Consider the following 18,138-nt stretch of genomic DNA (forward strand, 5'->3'; position numbering starts at 1 on the left):
ATGCGTGGCGAAATGACGGAATGTCACGGTGTGAACGCTCAGAGATAGGAGGCGTAAGGAGATCATGGAAAACACCTTTGCCACCAAGCAGTCGGCCGCACCCGCGCGCAGCCGCGTCATCGGCGTGGTGCTGTGGGTGCTCCAGGCCCTGCTGGCCGTCCAGTTCGTCATCGGCGGCCTGTCCAAGCTGCTGGGCGATCAGCTGATAGTGGGCATGTTCGACGCCATCGGCGCGGGGGATTGGTTGCGATACCTGGTCGGCACCCTGGAGATCGCCGGAGCGGTCGGTTTGCTCATCCCCGTCCTGTCCGGACTCGCCGCGCTCGGGCTGGTCGCCCTGATGGTGGGCGCGACTATTACCAACGTGTTCGTGCTCGAGGCGGATGCCACGATGCCGGCCGTCTTCCTCGTGGTGGCGGCGCTGATCGCGTGGGGTCGCTGGTCGCGGGTCGCGGAGCTCGCCGTCCGGCTGAGGCGCTGACGACGGCGCTGACGACCGGTACGGCCCGCGGATTGCCCTTCGCCAGCCGGCGAGGGGCACCCGCGGCCTTTCAGCTGGCCCGCATTCTCCGGATGCGGGCCAGCTCCGGTTGGTCTGTTTCGGCGGCGGTGAGGATGTCGAGGTCCTTGCGGGTGTCGAAGGCCAAGTGGTCGAGAGCGATCCGCCGGGCCACCCAGTCCATCACGCTGGAGACTTCGGGGATGTCGGGGTCGTCGGTCCGGCCCAACGGCTCGAACCGGATGTCCTTGAGCTTGGCGACGACCAGCTCGGCCGGCACGCCGTACTGCAGGGCAAGTGAGAGCACTATGGAGAACGCGTCCATCAGGCCACCGGCGGTGGAGCCTTCCTTGCCCCACTTGGCGAACACCTCGCCGGGCCGGCCGTCGGCGAACTGGTTGGTGGTCAGGAACAGGGCGGCCCCGTTGACTTCGACGGAATGGGTGAAGCCGGAACGGCGCCGGGAAAGCCGCTCACGGGCGGACGAGTGGTCCATACCGCGTACCCTCCAATGCAGGTCACCCGATCGGGCCCAGTACCCCGACTTGACGTTGGGTCAAGCGGCTTTCGGCAGATCCGTTTCCGGAGCGTTCGCCGGAATTTCGGTGTCCAGCCAGGACGGGCCGGGCGCCGGCATGCGTGGGGCCTGCCGCAACACCCTGGCCGCCAGGCCTGGCTTGAACAACGTCTCCGGCCGGTCGATCATGCCGGCCACGCGCATGAATGCCTTGGTGACCTTCGGGTCCTTGCTCGTGGCGTACTGCACGCGCGCCAGGTACGCGTTGGCGATCCGGATCCTCGCCGAGCGCTCACCCGGCACGTCGGGGAAGGCAAGGTCGCCGCCGGCGTTCATCTCCCACGGTGTCTTGACGGCCTTCCCGACTACCTTGAGGAACTTCTTCGGCTCGATGTTGCCCGTCCTGCTCTCTCGCAGCAGGTTTCGCAGCGCCAAGGCTTCGATCGCGGTGACGGTCATGCCCTGCCCGTACAGCGGGTTGAAGCTGGCAACGGCGTCGCCGAGCACCAGCAGTCCGTCCGGGAACCGGGTCAGCTGTTCGTAGCGACGGCGCACGCTCGCCGGGAACCGGAAGCTGACCGCGTTCTCCAGCGGTTCCGACTCGCGGATCGACTGATAGACGACCGGCCCTGGCAGCGAGCGCGCGAAATCGAGAAAGCCCTGGGGGTCGGTCGGCGGTTGGTCGCCGAGAATTCCGGTCAACGACAACACACAGACGCCCCCGCCGAGCTGGCCGAAAAACGCGCCGCGTGGGTGCGCCGGGGAGGCGATGAAGACGATCGACTGCGCGCCTTCGAACCACTTCGGATCGACCCGGTAGTGCCGGGTCGTGTAGGTGAGACCGATCTTGATGCGGTCTTCCGCCGGCCGCTGGTAGCCGAGGCCATCCAGCCAGGCCGGCGTGCGCGAACCACGGCCGGTGGCGTCGACCACCAGATCGGCTTCGAGTTCGAGTTCCGCGCCGTCGGACTGCCGGCGCACGAGGACTCCGGTGACCCGGTCGCGTCCCGAAGTGCTCAACGGCCGGAGGATGTCGTGCCGTTCCAGGTATCGGACGTTCGGCAGCGCGGCCACCCGGCCACGCACGTGGTACTCGAGGACAGGTCGGGACGGGGCCAACATCACCAGGCCGACGTCGGTCGGTGCAATGGGCCGTCCGTTGAAGTGCCAGCGGATCCGGCCGATGTCGGCAGCCAGCGCGCCGGTGGCCAGGACCTCCTCCGTCAACCCGGGGAACAGTTCCTCGACGATCATGAGGCCACGTGAGTGCAGGCCGTGCGCGTGGTGCGAGTGTGGTGTGCCGCGGCGCGACTCCCGTACGCCGATGAGGTCATCCCGGTCGACGACGACCACGTCCGAAAAGGACTCGGCGAGTACGCGCGCGGCGAGGGTGCCGGCCATGCTGCCACCGAGGACGACCGCGCGCTCTCTGGCCATCATGTTCATCGTGTTTCCTTTCCCGGTTTGCATCGACGGTAACAATCGTCCGGTCTTTCCCGGTTATCGCGGCGTGCCGGGTTGATCGGGCGACACGCTGGGCAATGGCGGTGGCTGCGCACGCTCGGAGATGCTCTGGACAGCGACTGAGGACAGCATGAGGCACGCCGCGTGTCGAGGAGCGCACGCAGAAAGACGCGGGCCGGCGATCGGCGTGTCAGCGTCAACGTGCGGAACGAGAGGCACAGCCCGCGGTGTCCTGGGCGTGACAGCTGGGGTACGTGGCGGAGGTGCCCGACGTTGTAGCCAACGGAAGGAACAAACGTGACCGTCGATAACGCGCCACCGAAGGCCGGGCGCCGAGAATGGATAGCGCTGGCCGTCCTGACTTTGCCTACGCTGCTGGTCACGATGGATTTGAACGTCCTGCTCCTGGCGTTGCCGCATGTCGCCTCGGATTTGCAGGCAGGCCCGGTCGAGCAACTGTGGATCACCGATATCTACGCGTTTATCGTGGCCGGTCTGACGGTCACCATGGGAAATGTCGGGGACCGGTTCGGCCGGCGAAAGATCCTGCTGATCAGTGCCGCGATGTTCGTGGTCGCCTCGCTGTTGTGCGCGTTCGCGACCTCGGTGACGATGCTGATCATCGCCCGCGCGTTGCTCGGTGCGGCCGGCGCGGCGTTGGCGCCGCTGACCCTGGCGCTGATCATCGGGACGTTCAAGGACCCGAAGCAGATGGGGACCGCGCTCGGTGTGTGGGCGAGCGCGCTCGGCGGCGGCGTCGTGCTCGGCCCGCCGATCGGCGGGATCGTGCTGAACTCGTTCTGGTGGGGTTCGGTCTTCCTGATCGGGGTACCGATCATGGTGGTGGTGCTGCTGGCCGGGCCGGTCGTGTTGGAGGAGTCGCGCAACCCGGACGGCGCCCGGATCGACCTGCGCAGCGTCGCGCTGTTCCTGGTGGCGATCCTGCCCGTGGTCGCGGCGCTGAAGGAGGTCGCCCGCTCCGGGGTCGGCCTGCGGCCCGTGCTGCTGTTGGCGCTCGGTGCGGCCGGGATCGTCTTGTTCATCCGGCGGCAGTCGCGCATTCCGAACCCGCTGCTCGACCTGACCTTGTTCAAGAGCAAGCTGGTTCGCTCCGGGATGTCGGTGTTCGTGTCCGGTGGCCTGTTCGCCGGTGCACTCGCCCTGGTCATAGCCCTGTACCTGCAGCTGGTCGAGGGCTTGTCGGTACTGGCCGCCGGCCTGTGGATGCTGCCGGCGGCGTTGGTCGGGCTGCTGTTCAACAACATCGCGCCCAAGGTCGCCGGTGTGTTCCGGCCTGGTCACGTCATCGCCGTCGGGATGCTGATCGCGATGGCCGGCTCGATGATGTTGACGCTGGTCGGACCCGTTGGTGGGCTGGCGATCGTGGTCGTCGGCCTGGCCGTGGTGCTGATCGGGACCAGCCCGATCGGTCCGGTGGCCAACCAGGTGGTCATGACGAACACGCCGCCGGAGAAGGCGGGTGCGATCGGTGGCCTGGTGTCGACGGGCGGCGAGCTCGGCGCCGCGTTCGGCGTCGCGGTGCTTGGCAGCGTGGCGGCCGCCGTATACAAGGGGAACATGATCGTGCCGGCCGGGCTGCCGGCGGACGCCGCGACGACGGCCGGCGAGGGCATCACCGGTGCGGTCGCCGTCGCGGGCGAACTGCCGGCAGGCCAGGCGAACGCGTTGCTCGCCTCGGCGCATGACGCGTTCAACGCCGGGCTGATCACCGTCGCGGTGATCGCCGCGATCGGCTTCGTCATCATCGCCACGGTGGCATGGCGCGGGCTGGGACATGTCGCACCGTTCGGTGCCGGACACGGTGCGCCCGAGGCCGACGCCGACCCGGCCGACGCCAGGCCCGACGCGAGTGACGAACCAGATCCTGATGCGGACCGGGCCGCGGCCTGACACGAACCAGGATTCGAACCCGGCCGGGTGCGTCGCAACGCCCGGCCGGGTTCGGCGCGTTCACATTCAGCGCTGCTTCGGTAATTCGGTGACCGGCACATTATGCGTACAGCGTGATGCGCAACTGTCGATAATATTCTCCCGTTGTTGGCCGCTATCCTGAGGTCGCGGATATTTCGCACGCCGTCGTGGCCAATTCGCTCTGGTTCAGGCCAGTTGACGTAGAGGAGTTTGACATTGTCCGCCAACACACAGCTTGTCGATGTGAAATCGTCAAGCAGACGCCGGGACCTGCCCGCGCTGACCGGCGTGCGGTTCCTCGCCGCGCTGGGGGTGTTCTTCTGCCACGTCGTGGACCCGACGAACCCAGGCAACCCCGATGCCCCGGAGCCGTTCGGCGACGCCGACCTCACCGCGGTTCTCAGTAACCTCGGCAACTCGACCGGCTTGATCGGCGTGTCGTGCTTCTTCCTGCTCAGTGGATTCGTCATCACCTGGTCTGCCAAACCCGGTGACCGGGTGACCTCCTACTGGCGGCGTCGCGTGGTGAAGATCTTTCCCAGCCACGCCGTGACCTGGGCGCTCGCGATGCTCCTGTTCGCGTCCGTGTTCACCCAACGCTTCGGCATCCCGAACCTGTTCTTGATCGACAGCTGGTTCTCCGACCCGACCTTCTGGGGCGGCGCGAACACTCCGGCCTGGTCGCTGAACGCGGAGTTGCTGTTCTACATTCTCTTCCCGTTCCTGCTGTTCCCGATCAAGCGGATCGCCGAGGACAGGCTGTGGCTGTGGGCGGGCGGCGTGGTGGCGCTGACGGCCGTTGCCTGCCTGGTCACGCTGTGGGCCATCCCGGACACCCCACCGCTCGACGAGGTGTCGCTCCCGCAGTTCTGGTTCATCTACTTCTTTCCGCCGATGCGGTTGTTCGAGTTCGTCCTCGGCATGATCGTGGCGCGCATCGTGATGAGTGGCCGGTGGCCGCGGATCCCCTTCTCCCTAGTGGGGGCGCTGGTCGTGGGCGGCTACCTGCTCACGCTCGTCGTGCCGGCTCCGTACAAGATCGTGCTCGTCACGATGGTCCCGCTGGCGCTGGCGATCGGCACGCTCGCGTCGGCCAACCTGCGTGATAGCCGCACCGTGCTGGGCACCGGGCCGATGGTGTGGTTGGGCAAGGTGTCGTTCGGGTTCTTCCTGACACAGTCGATCGTCATATTCGCGATCCGGCCCGCGGTGTTCGGCGACGCCGAGCACGGCACGGTCGGCGGCATCCTGCTCATCGTCGGCCTGCTCGTGACGAACGTGTTCTGCGGCTGGCTGCTCCACACCTGCGTCGAACAGCCGGCGATGAAGTACTGGAGCCGCTCGAAGAAACGCGTCGCCGATAACCCGTCGCGGCCCGACGAACCGGCCCACGACTCGGATCCGGCCATAGTGAAATAGGTGATGACGACGGCGCTGGCCGGGCGGTTGTGGCCGCCCGGCCAGTTCGGCATTCGATTTTACTTACATGACATTCCGTGTGTCATGTGCGCTGGTGTTCGGCGGCTTGGTCTGTTAGCCTTTCCGGGAATCTTTCCGAATCTGCATGGGAGCGGTAAGTAAGTCATGGCCAAAGTTTTTGTGAGCGCGACGGTCTCGGTTGACGGGTTCATCGCGGACGAGAACGACGGAATCGGCCCGATGTTCGACTGGATGGGTAACGGTGACGTCGCGGTGGATACCGAGGGCGCCTATGCGGGGCTTCGAGTCACTCAGGCCAGCGCCGAATACATCCGCGAGGAGTTCATGCCCGTGCGCGCCGTCGTGGTCGGCAGAACGTCGTTCGATCACGCCAACGGATGGAACGGCGAAGTGCCTGGTGCCGACCACGCGTACGTGGTGACCCACGAGCCGCCTGCCGACTGGGCGTACCCGGACGCGCCGTTCACCTTCGTCACCGACGGCGTCGCCAGCGCGATCGCCCAGGCGAGGGAGTTCGCCGGCGACGGGGCCGTCTCGGTGACCGCTGGCGACATCGGCACCCAGGTCATCGAGGCCGGCCTCGCCGATGAGGTTCACCTCGAGCTCGTGCCGGTGCTGTTCGGCACCGGAAAGCGCTTCTTCCACGATGGCGGCACGCAGCGGATGCTGGAGAACCCCCGGGTATTCGTCGGCGACCGGGTGGTCCACCTCTGTTATCCGGTAAGCAAATGACGCGGTGCCGGCCATGACCCGATACCGCTGACGGGTGAAAGCCGGAGGGTGAGGTTCCCTCCGGCTCACAGCTACCATCTGCCGTGGCCACCTAATCCCGGTGGCCACGGCATTCTGCTTCAGCAAGTGGCATTGACGCTCATGGCCGGTGCTCGGCGGCCAACTGTTCGACGATGGGCACGATCTGGCTGGGCGTCGGCGTGCCGAGCCAGTTGTTGTAAAGCGCCTGAGCGCCCTTCTGGAACGACTTGTCGGTGAGCACGTGCTCGATCTTGGCACGGATCTCCTCCACCGATTCCTTCTGGTAGTTCAGTCGGATACCGGCGCCGTACTTGGTGACGTGCTCGGCCCAGATCGGGCCCATCACGTGCTTGGCTGGCACCTTGAACGTGGCCTCGGGCTCGTCGTCCTCGACGACGCCGAAGTCGGTCCCGGAATTGATCACGAACTCCGACGACTCGGCCGACGGGAGCGCCTCCATCAGCATCGACTCGTCGGTGTCGGTGACGATGTGCGGCACCTTGTTGGCCACCGCAGCCAGGGAGGTGCCGTTGCCACCGTGGTGGATGTGCAGCGAGCAGGTGGGCAGCAGCCGGTTGATCGGCACCCATTCGACGACGCGCACGTTCGGTGGAATGCGGTCGATGCCCCGCAGCTGGTATTCGTTCACCGTCGCGACGAGCTCGATCTCCAGGTCCGCCACGGCTTCGAAGATCTTGGGCGTGCGGCCCCAGTCCCCGTCGACGAACCGGCGCAGCGACTCGCCGAGCGACAGCGTCACGCGCGGCTTCTCCGGCTTCTGGACCAGCCAGTCCTGCAGCGGCTCCGGGTAGGCGTAGGGCACCCAGCGGACCGGAACCTTCGGCTGGATGGTGGGCAGCCGGACGCCTTCCGGCAGTGGGTCGATCGTCCACTGTCCGAACAGCAGCTCCTCGTCGACCCAGACGCCGTACTTGTCGGCTAGCGGTCGGATCAGGTCGGTCATGGGGTTGTCCGCCAACCCCGCGGCGCGGATCTGCGGCCTGGCGGCCTCGATCCTCCGGTGGAAGTAGGCCGGCCAGTCCAGGCAGCTTCCGAGAAAACGAGCGTGCGCGGCCCCGCTGACTCGGGCCGCCACCGCGCCTGCCGGTCCGAAGACCGGGTCCCACAGCACCAGGTCCGGCTTCCAGGACCGGGCGAAGTTCACCAAGTCCGCCGCGTAGGGCAGGTCGGGCCGGCCGTAGTCGGACATCCCGCAGCTGACCTGCTGGAAGTAGGGGATCCAGTGCTCGAGTTCCTTGTCGCTGAGGTTCATCGCCTTGGCGTAGGCGAGGACCTCCTCGGCGCTCCTGAGCTGCGCCGCGTCCTTGCGGAACCTGGGGTCGTGCTCGTTCGAGTCGCCGAGGGGGACCGGGGTGAGGCCGACGCGCTCGATGGAGCCGCGGATGCCTGGGTGGTCGTGGAACGCGATGAGCACCTCGTGCCCGGCGTTCTGCAGCGCGGTCGCGACCGGTGTCAGCGGATAAACGTGCACATTCGCTGGGTAGCAGGTGAACAGGATTCGCATGATTCTCCTCGAACGTTCTCGTCCTGACCGGACCGGGCTCTCGCAAAGAGAGGATATTTTTCGGCCGTATCGATAAACAACTCTGTGCGTGCGTCATCTCATTCGGGCCGGTGCGGTGGGCAGCCGATCGCGCACCGTCGAAGATGCCGGGCCATTCGCCCCGATGTGACGATTCGACCGGTCGGGCATATCGCGGGCCCCGGCCCCGCCAGCCGCGGCCCCATTGGCTCAGGTCCAATTCGAAAGCCCTGGGAGGGCACACATGCTTGCAGAGGCGTTGTTCGGTATCGGCCGTCGGCTGGTCAAGGGACTCCGGCCCAGGGGGCGTGAGTACTTCGCCCGGCGCGCCTGGGACCCCACCCGCTACAACCGGTCCACGCTCGGCGGTCCCGAGATCGAGGACAACGAGCGGCGCATCGTCGACCTCATCGAGAAGTACGCCCAAGACGCGCAGCGCACCATCGAGTTCGGCTGCGGACCGGGCGACTACCTGAGGGCCGTGGCGAAGTACACCCCGGCGCCCGAGATCGTCGGGGTGGATGTCTCCGCCAAGGCCCTCGAGCTCGCCAAGCGCCGGGTGAACGACCCGCGGTTGCGCCTGGTCAACGGAGACTTCTGGAAGGACCTGGAGCTGGGCCAGGCGGACGTCGTCATCTGCGTCGGCGCCATCCACCACCTTGGCCGCGTGCGCGAGGTCGTCGACCGGCTCAAGACGTTCGTCAAACCCGGCGGCGTGCTCATCGGGAACGTGTGGACGATGGACAACTACCACGAGTACCAGCGCAACGTGCACGGTTCCCTGCGGCACTTCGGCCGCGGCGTGCTGTTCCTGGCGAACGCCATCGCGTTGCGGGTCTCGAACGGCCGCGTCAACTGGGGGTCGTACCGGTCGGAGGTCCTCTACACCCACCAGGTCGACGAGATCCTGCGGGACCTGTCGGAGGAGATCCTCTACCGCTCCAACACCCGCTACATCACGGGCTTCGCCATCCGCTGCTGACCCGATGCCACCCGGCCCTCGACACGGCTTCCTGACGGAGCAAGGAGTAAGCCTGTGCTAAGCGATCGTGGAGAGGAACTCTCCGCAAATTCATCGGTATATCTGGTGCAGCAAGGTGTCTGGGACATGCCCCTGGAGTCAATGCCGCTGGCATCCGGATATCTCAAGTCGACGGCAATGGCGGACAGCCGCATCGAGCGCGCGATGGACATCCAGATCCAGAATTTCCGGGGCGGCACGACCAATACCTTCATCGCGAACTCGATGTTCACCACCGGTGTGCCGGACATCATCGCCTTCTCCGTGCTGGGCTGGAACTACGAGAAGTTCGGCGCGCTCGCGGAGACCTTCAAGCAGCTGAACCCGGACGGCTGGGTGGTGTTCGGCGGCAACCACGTGAGCAATCAGGCGGCCCGGGTGTTCCGGATGTACCCCGAGGTCGACGTCGTGATCAACGGCGAAGGGGAGCTGACCTTCCGGGAGTTCCTCCTGGCCTACCTGGACGGCACGAGCAAGCACGACCTCGGCGCCATCGCCGGCCTCTCGTACCAGAGCGCCGACGGTCAGGTGATCACCAACGAGGATCGCGCCCGGATCGAGGACCTGGACACGATCCCCTCTCCGGTCCTCACCGGCGCGCTCGACCTCGTCGACGCCGACGGGGAGTTCCGCTACGACGTGGCCCTGATGGAGACCAACCGGGGCTGCCCGTACAAGTGTTCGTTCTGCTACTGGGGCGGTGCGACCGGCCAGAAGGTCAGGGCCTTCTCCATCGAGCGGTTGCGTGAGGAGCTCGAGGTCTTCGGCAAGCACGAGGTCCACACGGTGGTCGCCTGCGACGCCAACTTCGGCCTGCTCCCCGGCGACTACGACTTCATCGAGGCGATGGTCGAGACCAGGGACCGGTTCGGCTTTCCCCGCGCGCTGGAGACCTCGTGGGCGAAGAACAAGTCGAAGAACTTCTACCGCATCGTCCGGCGGATGAAGGAAGCCGGCATGAAGAGCTCCTTCACGCTGGCCCTGCAGTCGCTCAGCGACAACGCCCTCGAAGGCATGCGACGGCGCAACATGAAGGTCAACGACTGGGAGGATCTGACGACCTGGCTCGCGGAGGAGGGGCTGGACTGTTACGCGGAGCTGATCTGGGGAGCCCCTGGCGAGACCGTCGAGTCGTTCATGGCGGGCTACGACAGGCTGGCCGAGCGGATGTCGCGCATCGCCGTCTACCCGATGCTGTTGCTGCCGAACACCGACTACATGGAGAAGAAGGAGCTGTTCGGCATCAAGACGGTCCGCGGCGACACCGACGACTTCGAGTACATCCTCGAGCACAACACCATGTCCTTCGCGGAGAACCAGGAGTTTCAGCGGTTCCTCTTCTGGGCCCGGGTCGTCGCCGAGAACGCCATCCTGCGGCACAGCTGGGTCGCCCTCCGCGGGCTGGCGGGTCTCAGCCAGTCCCAGGTGCTGCTCAACCTGGAGGCATGGATAGCCGCCGCCCAGGATCCGGCGGCGGAGCAGCTGCGCCAGTGGCAGGCCGAGCTGGGCACCAACGGCCTTGGTGAGGCGATCAAGTTCCTGTTCACCGAGCCGGACGCCGAACGCCTGCTCAACCGGTGGTGGACCGAGTCGATCCACCCGTTGCTCCCGGCCGACCTGGCCCCGCTGCTCGCCGAGGTGTTCCGGTACGACCTGCTCACCCGGCCGGTCTACCGGCCGGAGGGCGACCTGCCGGAGGACGAGGTGATCACGGAGTTCAAGGAGTCCTATTACCTCCTGCGGGACGTGCCGCTCTCCTACGACGTCCCGAGGATCGTTTCCGGGCTGCGCGCGGGTCAGGACCCCGACCTGTCGGCGACCGACTGCACGGTCGACCTGTACTACCGCAAGGGGGCCGAGTCGGCGGTGACCTCCACCAACCACGAGATCGTGGTGCACTACATGGGCACGCCGAGGGACGAGATCGTGCACAACCCGTCCCGGGACGGCTGCTGACCGCGCGCGGATGGTCGCCGGCGATCATCACCAACCCGACCTGATCGTGTCCACGATGTGTTCGCGGTCCTGTTCGGACAGCCACCAACCGACCGGGAGGTACACCACACGGTCGTACACGCTGTCCAGACCGGGAAGGGTCGTGCCTGACGCGGCGACACAACTGTGTGCGTCGTTGCGTCGGGAGATGATGCTCGTCGCGATGCCCGCGCCGGCGAGCGTGCGCATGAACGACTCCCGGTTGTCCACTTTGGCCGGGTACACCCAGAACGAGGGCTCTCGATCGTCGGCTCGCTCGGTCAGCTCCAGTCCGGCGAGCCCGGCGAGCTCCTTGTCGTAGTGGGCGGCGTTCTCGCGGTGCCGCGCCAGCAACTCCTCGACCGAGGAGAAGTTGGCGAGGCCGACCGCGGCCGCGATGTCGTTGAGGTAGAAGCGGTAGCCCCACTCGGCCACGTCGTAGTCGCCATACGTGCGATCCGACCGGCGGTCGATGCCGTAGAAGCGGCGCGACCTCGCCCGCTCGTACAGGTCGTCGTCCGGCAGCACGAGCAGGCCGCCGCTGCCGCAGGTGAGCATCTTCAGCGCGCCGAAGCTGAACACACAGATGTTGCCGTGGTTGCCGAGCGGGGCGCCGCGATACGTCGCGCCCCAGGCCTGCGCGCAGTCCTCGATGATGACCGGCCGGGTGCCGAACCGGGCGTGTGCCTCCTCCACGACGGCCCGTATCCCGTTGAGGTCGGCCGGGTACCCGGTCCAGTGCACGACGAGAATCGCCCGGGTCGCCGGCGAGATCTTCCTGGCCAGGTCGTCGGGGTCCATGTTCAACGTCGCCGGGTCGACGTCCACCCAGCGGATCCGCTGCCCGTTGGCGAGCACCGGCCAGTTGGTGCCCTCGAAGGTCAGCGGGGTGCACAGCACCTCACCCGGCCCCTCGTTCTGTGCCATACGGCGGGTGACGAGGTCGATCGACAGGTGCAGGGCGGACGAGCCGCTGTTGAGCGCGACCACCCGGGGATTGCCGAGCGCGCCGGCCAGTGCGCCTTCGAACTCGGCGACGACCGGGCCGTGTTCGAGCCGGCGGCCGACGATGACCGCGGCGACCCGGTCGACGGCCTCCCGCTCCGACATCGCGACGTTGAACAGCGGGATCATGGGCGGATCTCGTTCTCCAGCCGCAACTGCTCACCGAAGGCGATCTGCTCGGTCGCCTCCTTGCCGAAGAGAGCCTGCCAGTAGTAGCTCCACGGCCGTGCCCACCCGTTGGCCAGGCAGGTCCACCGCGGACCCGGCCGGTACGCGTCGACGAATGCCGGCGCGCGCGACTCGACTGCCTGGCTGTCGTGGATGTCGATCACGTCCCGCAGCTTGCCGGTACTCAGTGCCAGCTCCACGATCTCGCGGCCTTCCGCATGACCGTCGAGGCTGCCGTCCAGGTATTTCCCGACCGGATCCCGGATGTAGAAGTAGCGGCTTCGTTCGTCGATCATCGTCAGGTAGTTGTCGACCGTCTCCGCGTTCATCTCGGCGAACGAGTTGATGTTGAGGCCGAGGTCGAAGTCGGTGGTGGCGTACCGCTCGTCCACGTCGTCGATCGGGGTGAACCGGATCTTGGCGAACCGCTCCTCGTCGAGCACGGTGCGCAGGTACCCCGAGGACAGTTTCAGGGAGTTCGGCAGGTCGATGATGTGGTACTCGACCAGGTCGTGGTTGGCGAGCATGGTGTGGCAGGTGCGCCCGTAGCCGGCGCCGATCTCCAGCACCCGCGTGCCGTCCAGCTCGATCTGGCCGGCGACGAACTCGAGTTCGAGCACGGCGAGCAGGTAGTCCATGCACACCGGCTCGCCGTCGTAGGTAATCGTGATCGGCTGGCCGACTTCGCGGTTGTCGATGCGCCGCAGGCGTTTCCAGCTCTCGTCGCTCAGACTGGCGGCGAGGTTGTACACCAACGCCTTCAGGTATCGGACGCCGTTCGCCTCCGGGTCCCAGATGCCAATCTTGAAGTTGATCGGTTTGGCCTTGAACGATGAGATTTCCGCCGCGGCCTCGTCGGTTACGTGGACCTTGTCGTGGCGCGCCCGCAGTCGGCTGGGGCCGTACTTGTCGTGCATTCGGCGATCCCGTCCGTCGAATTCAGGAGGCGAGGCATCCCGCCCGATCTGGAGAGACACATATTGCCCGCGGGCTCAGACCAACACCTCGGTCTCCTCCTTCGCCGAGACGTCACCGCCACCGTGTGCGTTCCGCGCGTGCCGCAGCGCCACCGCGGCGAGTACGGCCAGGCCGGCGAAGGTGACGGCACTGACGATGCCCACCGCGTGCACGCCGGAGGTGAACGCGTCGCGGGCCGCGGCCAGCAGTTCGCCACCCTGCCCGGCGGGCAGCTGCGCCGACGCGGTGGCCGCGCGGTCGATGCTCTCGCGGGTCGCGTCCGCCAGGTCGGGCGGAACCGAGCCGAGGGCGCCCTCCACGTCGCCCCGGTACACGGCGGTGGCGAGGGTGCCGAACACGGCGACGCCGAGGCCGAGGCCGAGCTCGGTGCCCGTCTGCATGATCGACGCCGCGGCGCCGGCCTTCTCCGGCGGGGCGGACCCCATGGCCAGGTGGTTGCCGAGCGCGGCCATCGGGCCGGTGCCGACCATGGCGACGCAGAACGCGACGAAGATCATGGCAGGCCCCGAGGTCGCGGAGGACAGGGTGAACATCAGGTAGCCGAGACCCGCGACGAACAGCCCGCCGGCGATGAGGTACGCCGGGCGGACGTGGTTGGCCATGGTCGGACTGACCAGGTTGCCGATGACCATCAGCAGTGCGGGCGGCACCAGCAGCAGGCCGGCCGCCAACGGTGACAGACCCGCGACGTTCTGCAGGAAGAGGGTGACGACCAGGTAGGTCCCGGTGCCCACCACGCCGGCCACGAACATCACGATCAGCGCGGAGCGATACGTGCGGTTGCCGAACAGGCGCAGGTCGAGCAGGGGTTGTGCGAGGGTCCGCTGCCGCTGGATGAACACCAGGCCCACCGCGATGCCGAACACCGTCGCCACGGCCGGGAACGACTCCCAACCGTTGCGAGCCAGTTCCTTGAGCCCGTAGATGAACGACAGGATCGCGGCGAGGGAAAGCGCGACGCTGACCGGGTCCAGCCGGCCGGCGTCGCTCGAGCGTTGCTCGGGCAGCAACGACGGGCCGAACAGCAGCAGCAGCGCTATCCCCGGCACGGCCACCAGGAACACCGAGCCCCACCAGAAGTGCGCCAACAACACGCCACCGACGACCGGGCCGACCGTCAGCCCGCCCATGAAGCAGCTCAGGTAGATCGCGATGGCGCGGCTGCGCCGTCGCTGGTCGGTGAACAAGCCGGTGACCAGGGCCAGCGTCGACGGCATCACCGAGGCGCCGGCGACCCCGAGCAGCGCGCGGCTGGCGATGAGCATCTCCGGGCTGGTGGAGAAGGCCGCGGCCACCGATGCGATGCCGAATACCGCGCCACCGATGAGCAGCAGCCTTTTCCGGCCGATCCGGTCCCCGAGGGTTCCCATGGTGACCAGGAATCCCGCTATCAGGAACCCGTAAATGTCGACGATCCACAGCTGTTCGATCCCGCTGGGCGCGATGTCGGCGCTCAGATGCGGAACAGCCAGGTACAACACGGAGAAATCCATCGCGACGAGCAGCGTGGACATCCCGAGCACCGCCAGCGCGGCCCATTCCCGCCGTCCGGTCCGTGCCGGTGTGGTCCCAATGGTCACGATCTGGTCCTGTCGTCGCCCGCGCCTACCCGTGGCGGCGCGGTCATGGGGCTTCCGTCGTGACGTGTCGGTCGCTCACTCGCTCAACGTGGCCTCGATCTCCAGGTGAATGTCGACCCGGTCTCCCATGACTACCTTGCTTCCCTCGGTCGCCACCCCGAAGCTGACCCCGAACTCGCTGCGCGTGATCGACGTGTGCCCCTCGAAGCCGACCCGCTGCTCTCCTTGCAGACCCGTCGGATCCACGCCGAGGAACTCTAACTGGATCTCCACCGCCTTGGTCACGTCCCGGATCGTCAGATCGCCGGTGAGCACCCAGGATCCGCCCGACGCGCGCACGTCCGTACTGGCGAACGTCATCTTCGGGGTCTGCTCGACGTCGAAGAAGTCCTTGGTGCGCAGGTGGTTGTCGCGCATGTCGTTACCGGTGTTCACCGACGCCAGCTCGATGGTCGCCGTCACCGAGGAGTTCGCCGGCGTGTCGGCGACCACGATCTCACCGGAGAACTCGGTGAACCTGCCTCGTACGCGGCTCATCAGGTGCCGCACGGAGAAACCGACCGTGGAGTGAGCGGGGTCGATCACCCACGTACCGGCCACCACTCCCGGCAACCCACTCTGACCGGTGGAGTCGACCACAGCCTCGCTCACGATGTCCTCCTAGGTACGAACGCTTGTTGTCATGCGCACAGATCAACCGGCCGGCCTGTCCGCTGGCCACGCCCGCCATCCCGTTCGACCGCCGGCGGATGGCGAACGGTCGCCGCACCCTCACATCGTCGACAGGGGTAGGCGACGCGGCATCCTCCAAAGTGCTCTCTTCGCACAGTCGTCGTCTGGTGAGTCATCGCATGTAGCCCAGGTGCCGCGCGGGATCTCGATCAGGGCTGCACGCGCGGGTGCGTCACCCAGCGCGGATGGACGCGGATCGGTGTCATGTCCGCATTATCGCCAGCGATGGCAGGAAGTCCTGGTGGCGACGCACGGCACGCGAGAAGGTGCGTCTCGAACCGGTCGTGTTCGACCATGGCGGGACAGCGCAGATAGGAGGCCGCACATGGCTGGCAACGGCTGGAAAGTTGTCATGAACCAGGACGGTGTCACCATCTCGAGTGACCTCTTCCAACTCACCACCAACTCCTCGGAGTCGACCCAACTGGGCTCCGTGGTAACCGAGCTTCAGGGCGTCACGCGCGACGCCTACGGTCAGTACTGCGGCCTCGCCAGGGCCGCCGAGATGATCGGGGAACGTTGGGGTTTGCTGATCCTGCGGGACCTGCTGGTGAGCCCGAAGTCCGTGACCGAGCTGCGCATGGGCCTGCCGCGGATCTCGGCCGACCTGCTCGCCATGCGGCTGCGGGAGATGGAGTTCAGCGGCGTGGTCCGTCGGCAGGACCCCACGCGGGACCTGGACCAGGCCGTCTACGAGCTCACCGAGTACGGCCGGTCGGTCGAGGACGTCCTGCTGGCGCTGAGCAGGTGGGGTGCGATGACGCTGGCCACCCCGCGCCCGGAGGACATCGTCACCGAGGACTCCCTGGTGGTGGCGCTGCGCTCGACCTTCCGCCCGGAGGCGGCGCGCGAGCTCACGGTGGGCTTCGAGCTGCGTGTCGACGGGAACGTGGTGCACGCCGTGGTGGACCACGGCAACCTGACGGTCAACGCGGGTCCGCTGCCCGGCGCCGACGTCATCGTCGAGTTGGGGACGGTACTCAAGGGCATGCTCAGCGGCGCGGTGGACATCGCCGACGCGATCGCGACCGGGCAGGTGACGGTGACCGGTGACGCCGCCCTTCTGGACACCTTCGTCGAGCTGTTCCAACTGCCCTCGGCGCCGGCACCGGTGATACCGAGCTGAACTACTGACGGAACCGACAGGAGCCCGCGCCCCACGGCGCGGGCTCCTGTCGTGCGCGCCTTCCGGTTCGTCACGCGGCGCGCAACGGACGAACCGGCCCGTCGTCGTCGTGACCGGTCAGCCAGCGGCCCCGCGCCATCTCCTCGTCGGTCACCTCGATGTGCCGGCCCGCCAGGCGCAACATCGGCGGGGCGACCAGCGAGGTGATGATCGCGACCAGGACGACGACCGTGTACATCGCCGTGGACAACACCCCCAGCTGCAACCCGATGATCGCGATGATCACCTCGATGGCCCCGCGTGCGTTCAGGCCCGCACCCAGCGCCATCGCCTCCCAACGCCCCAGGCGCGCGGTGCGTGCCCCGAGGTAGGCACCGGCGAACTTGGTGACGATCGCGACCACCAGCACGAGCCCGGTCGAACCGATGATCTCCGGCCGGGCCAGCGCGGTGAGGTCCATGCGCAGCCCGGCGGTGGCGAAGAACAGCGGCGCGAGCACCGCCATGACGAAGGTCCGCAACGGCGCCAGCAACTCCCGGTTGAGCCACTTCGACGAACCGATCACCACACCCCCGAGCAGCGCGCCGAGCACGGCCTCCAGGCCAAGTGCGTGGGTGCCCGCCGCGAACGCGAACAGCAGCAGCACGACGGTGGTCGTCACCACGCCCGGGTCCCGCGACCGGACGGCGAAGCGCAACACCCGTCCCACCACGGGCCGCGCGATGGTCAGGCAGACCACCAGCGCCCCCACCAGGAAGGCGACGGGCAGCAGCACGTTCGTCGCGCGCACGCCAACGGTCGCCATGGCGGACACCACCGACAACAGCAGCCAGCCCACCAGGTCGGAGACCGTGGCGCTGCCGATGATCAACTGGCCGATGTCGCGGTGGAGCAAACGCAGGTCCAGCAACGTCTTGGCGATGACCGGAACCGCGCTCACGCACAGCGCCACGCCGACGAACGAGGCGAACGTGATGCGGTCGGCGCCCTCGGCCACGAGGTCCACCGGCAACACGAAACCCAGCGCGACGCCACCGACGAGCGGTATGACCAGAGCGGTCGTGCTCACCCAGACCGTCATGCCCGCCCGGCGGCGGAGCAGCCCGACGTCGATGCCGATGCCGGTCATCCCGACCAGCAGCAGCACCCCGAGCTGTCCCACCGCGTCCACCAGGTGCAGCTGCGCCGCCTGGTCGAGCCGCAGCCATGTCGACACGCCCGGGGCGAGGTGCCCGACAACCGACGGTCCAATCAGGACTCCCGCGCACAGCTCCCCGATGACCGCGGGCAGGCCCACGCGCCGTGCCAGCTGGCCGAGCACCAGGGCGGTCCCGAGCAACAGGCCGATCAGGAGCAGGAAGACCAGAATCTGATGTCCGCTCATCGGGGCGACCGGCCCCGCCGAC

The 18,138-nt window shown here is 67.3% G+C and carries 15 protein-coding genes; 7 read left to right on the forward strand and 8 right to left on the reverse strand.

All coding sequences use genetic code 11. The features are described from left to right. Window positions 1-64 precede the first annotated feature (64 nt). Window positions 65-481 (forward strand): DoxX family protein, encoded by a 417-nt coding sequence (locus tag ACRDTB_RS00865; RefSeq protein WP_431427869.1) that lies wholly within the window; start codon window positions 65-67, stop codon window positions 479-481. Between the two features lie 70 nt (window positions 482-551). Here the strand turns inward: ACRDTB_RS00865 and ACRDTB_RS00870 are convergent, their stop codons facing one another. Continuing rightward, on the reverse strand, window positions 552-995 hold the full coding sequence (locus tag ACRDTB_RS00870; protein ID WP_431427870.1) for a hypothetical protein: 444 nt from the start codon (window positions 993-995) through the stop codon (window positions 552-554). A gap of 60 nt (window positions 996-1,055) precedes the next feature. Then, window positions 1,056-2,486, reverse strand: coding sequence for an FAD-dependent oxidoreductase (locus ACRDTB_RS00875; RefSeq protein WP_431427871.1), 1,431 nt, complete (start codon window positions 2,484-2,486; stop codon window positions 1,056-1,058). 291 nt (window positions 2,487-2,777) lie between these two features. Here ACRDTB_RS00875 and ACRDTB_RS00880 point away from each other — a divergent pair, with 291 nt between their 5' ends. The 3 genes from ACRDTB_RS00880 (at window position 2,778) to ACRDTB_RS00890 (ending at window position 6,584) form a co-directional block, all read left to right on the forward strand. Then, window positions 2,778-4,391, forward strand: coding sequence for an MFS transporter (locus ACRDTB_RS00880; RefSeq protein ID WP_431427872.1), 1,614 nt, complete (start codon window positions 2,778-2,780; stop codon window positions 4,389-4,391). Between the two features lie 264 nt (window positions 4,392-4,655). Next, a complete protein-coding gene (locus tag ACRDTB_RS00885) occupies window positions 4,656-5,831 on the forward strand; it encodes an acyltransferase family protein (protein ID WP_431427873.1) in 1,176 nt (391 codons plus the stop codon). A gap of 165 nt (window positions 5,832-5,996) precedes the next feature. Further along, window positions 5,997-6,584 carry a dihydrofolate reductase family protein gene (locus ACRDTB_RS00890; RefSeq protein ID WP_431427874.1) on the forward strand — a complete coding sequence of 196 codons (588 nt, stop codon included), beginning with the start codon at window positions 5,997-5,999 and terminating at the stop codon, window positions 6,582-6,584. A gap of 139 nt (window positions 6,585-6,723) precedes the next feature. Here the strand turns inward: ACRDTB_RS00890 and ACRDTB_RS00895 are convergent, their stop codons facing one another. Next, a complete protein-coding gene (locus ACRDTB_RS00895; RefSeq protein ID WP_431427875.1) occupies window positions 6,724-8,130 on the reverse strand; it encodes a nucleotide disphospho-sugar-binding domain-containing protein in 1,407 nt (468 codons plus the stop codon). A gap of 262 nt (window positions 8,131-8,392) precedes the next feature. Here ACRDTB_RS00895 and ACRDTB_RS00900 point away from each other — a divergent pair, with 262 nt between their 5' ends. Both ACRDTB_RS00900 and ACRDTB_RS00905 read left to right on the forward strand, forming a co-directional pair. Beyond that, on the forward strand, window positions 8,393-9,130 hold the full coding sequence (locus tag ACRDTB_RS00900; protein WP_431427876.1) for a class I SAM-dependent methyltransferase: 738 nt from the start codon (window positions 8,393-8,395) through the stop codon (window positions 9,128-9,130). 105 nt (window positions 9,131-9,235) lie between these two features. Then, complete coding sequence (locus ACRDTB_RS00905) at window positions 9,236-11,125, forward strand: KedN5 family methylcobalamin-dependent radical SAM C-methyltransferase (protein WP_431427877.1); 1,890 nt, start codon at window positions 9,236-9,238, stop codon at window positions 11,123-11,125. A gap of 27 nt (window positions 11,126-11,152) precedes the next feature. Here ACRDTB_RS00905 and ACRDTB_RS00910 read toward each other — a convergent pair whose 3' ends face one another. The 4 genes from ACRDTB_RS00910 to ACRDTB_RS00925 all read right to left on the reverse strand — a co-directional run bounded on the left by ACRDTB_RS00910 (window position 11,153) and on the right by ACRDTB_RS00925 (window position 15,525). Next, window positions 11,153-12,277, reverse strand: a complete 1,125-nt coding sequence (locus tag ACRDTB_RS00910) for a DegT/DnrJ/EryC1/StrS family aminotransferase (protein ID WP_431427878.1) — start codon at window positions 12,275-12,277, stop codon at window positions 11,153-11,155. After that, a complete protein-coding gene (locus ACRDTB_RS00915; RefSeq protein ID WP_431427879.1) occupies window positions 12,274-13,233 on the reverse strand; it encodes a putative sugar O-methyltransferase in 960 nt (319 codons plus the stop codon). The genes ACRDTB_RS00910 and ACRDTB_RS00915 overlap by 4 nt, the downstream gene beginning before the upstream one ends. A 75-nt stretch (window positions 13,234-13,308) precedes the next feature. After that, window positions 13,309-14,874, reverse strand: a complete 1,566-nt coding sequence (locus ACRDTB_RS00920) for an MFS transporter (RefSeq protein WP_431427880.1) — start codon at window positions 14,872-14,874, stop codon at window positions 13,309-13,311. Between the two features lie 75 nt (window positions 14,875-14,949). Beyond that, complete coding sequence (locus tag ACRDTB_RS00925) at window positions 14,950-15,525, reverse strand: YceI family protein (RefSeq protein ID WP_431427881.1); 576 nt, start codon at window positions 15,523-15,525, stop codon at window positions 14,950-14,952. 406 nt (window positions 15,526-15,931) lie between these two features. Here ACRDTB_RS00925 and ACRDTB_RS00930 point away from each other — a divergent pair, with 406 nt between their 5' ends. After that, complete coding sequence (locus tag ACRDTB_RS00930; RefSeq protein WP_431427882.1) at window positions 15,932-16,732, forward strand: winged helix-turn-helix transcriptional regulator; 801 nt, start codon at window positions 15,932-15,934, stop codon at window positions 16,730-16,732. Window positions 16,733-16,802: 70 nt separating this feature from the next. Here the strand turns inward: ACRDTB_RS00930 and ACRDTB_RS00935 are convergent, their stop codons facing one another. Next, a complete protein-coding gene (locus ACRDTB_RS00935) occupies window positions 16,803-18,116 on the reverse strand; it encodes a cation:proton antiporter (RefSeq protein WP_431427883.1) in 1,314 nt (437 codons plus the stop codon). Window positions 18,117-18,138: the final 22 nt, after the last annotated feature.

Origin of the sequence: Actinophytocola sp. (genome assembly GCF_050699935.1) — a bacterium.
Classification (GTDB): Bacteria; Actinomycetota; Actinomycetes; order Mycobacteriales; family Pseudonocardiaceae; genus Actinophytocola.